A 1,755-nucleotide genomic window follows, 5' to 3' on the forward strand; every position below is an offset into this window, starting at 1 on the left:
GCGCGCTGAATGGCGTCACCGGTGACGCATGGTCGACCACCACACCACTCGCGCACCGAGCCCCGCGGGACGCACGGACGAGCGGGTGGTGGCCGTTAGTGCTTCGGCACGTTCCCTCAGTCGACGCAGGCCAGGGTCCCCATCAGCTCGCGGTGGGCCTGCCGGGCCTTCTTGTCCCGGGCCTTCTGGCGCTCGTCATACGCCTCACGGGTGTCCGGGCTCCCCAGCGCGTCCAGCAGGGAGCGCTGGCCTGGAGCTTCCGGCTGTTCGGAGAGGACAACCCGCCCTTGACCGAACGGATGGCTGATCGAGCTATTCCCGAGGGCAGGACGGCGAAGTGGGTTCGGGATCACTCAGACGGACTGTTCGCGGGGGGCAGGCACTTCGAGGAGCGAACCGAGCCTCCGCATGGTTGCAGGTTTGGGCCGTATGCATGATCGAGTCAGCGCTGAACCCACTGGTGCACACAATGCCCCGATCCCTACCATCATGGTGACACCTACGAGGGGGAAAGTCGTCTTGGACATAAGGGAGTTGGCCGCAGTCGCCGTCAACGCACTCGTGAACTCAGCCACCCACACAAGAACCTCGGAGACGCCGAACGAGGACCTGAGCTCGCTCCTGCGCCAGCGACTCGGCCGCACCCAGCTCGGGACCGCGGCGCTTTACCGGCTCGACACCGAGGGAGGAGGAGGCGGAGCAGCGGACATCGTGCGCAGCGTCTTGGCGGACGAGATCTCCAGCGATCCCGCCTTCGGGCAGCTTCTCCACGCCGCCTTGAGCGCCGCTCGGCCTGCGATGCCGACCATGCCGGCCGTACCCACGGGGCCGCCGTCACCGCCCCCACCCCCGCCGTATGCCCCGCCTATGCCACCGCGTCCCCGCCCGCCCAAGGGCAGGACCGCCACCGTCTGGCTGCTCGGCCTGCCCCAGTTCGTCGTCGCCGACATCGGCGCCGGCCTGGTATCCGGACAGGATTCCCTGGTGTCCGTCTACTACCTGATCCTCGCCGCCTCCCTCGCCCTCCTCGTCACCGGGATCATCCTGGGCGCCACGACACTGCTCCGATCGACCAGCCGCATGTTGATCGCAGGAATCGCAGTCGACATCCTGCTGCTCCTCGACCTGTTCCGGCTCATAGCGATGAACCCGGGAAACACGTAAGCCCCGAACCTCACCCCGCCCGCCCCTGTATCGGACCGACCGGGCCGGGACGGCTTCCCAAGGCGGCGTGCAAGGTCTGCCGCCCGAGGGTCATCCCGGCCGCAGGGGGAGACTGCCCCTCGGGAACAAGGTGCGGACGGCCGTCCCGGCCTCGGTGGCCAAGACGGCCGAGGTGCGGAGCGCGTCCTGGACCAGCCAGCGGCGCACAGTGGAGGCCGATACGAACGCGGCGATGCCCCGATCAATAACCTCACGGGCCAGGTCCGGGGCCGACCAGCGTGCCAGCGGCACCCCGGTCTCAGCGGGCGGGGGCTCCCCCGAAGTCAGTAAGGGCTTCGACCGATGTCCGGGACGGCGTGCCGGGCTCGATGCCCGGCGCCACCGAGTCGGGCATCCGCTATGCCGGGGACCGGAACGCTGAACATGCAGGCCAGGCGACTGTCTTTCCTGGGCCGTCACCGCCGACGGGATTGCGACGCTTCGTTGCCGTGGGGGGGGGGGGGGGGGGCCCGCCCCCCCCCCGCCACCCCGGGCACCACCCACCCCCGGCGCCCCCCCCGCCCCCCCCCCCCCCCCGAGGGGGGGGGGGAG

2 protein-coding genes are annotated in these 1,755 nt (G+C 70.4%); one reads left to right on the forward strand and one right to left on the reverse strand.

Translation table 11 applies throughout. The features are described from left to right. Positions 1 to 116: 116 nt before the first annotated feature. Entirely contained in the window at positions 117 to 353 is a 237-nt protein-coding gene (locus ACH4J0_RS43135; RefSeq protein WP_396246652.1) for a hypothetical protein, read from the reverse strand. Positions 354 to 867: 514 nt separating this feature from the next. Between ACH4J0_RS43135 and ACH4J0_RS43140 the strand changes: the two genes are divergently transcribed. Continuing rightward, the gene (locus tag ACH4J0_RS43140) at positions 868 to 1,164 is read left to right on the forward strand and encodes a hypothetical protein (RefSeq protein WP_396246653.1); all 297 of its coding nucleotides are present in this window, start codon (positions 868 to 870) and stop codon (positions 1,162 to 1,164) included. The last annotated feature ends 591 nt before the right edge of the window (positions 1,165 to 1,755 follow it).

This window comes from Kitasatospora sp. NPDC017646 (assembly GCF_044329365.1).
Classification (GTDB): domain Bacteria; phylum Actinomycetota; class Actinomycetes; order Streptomycetales; family Streptomycetaceae; genus Kitasatospora.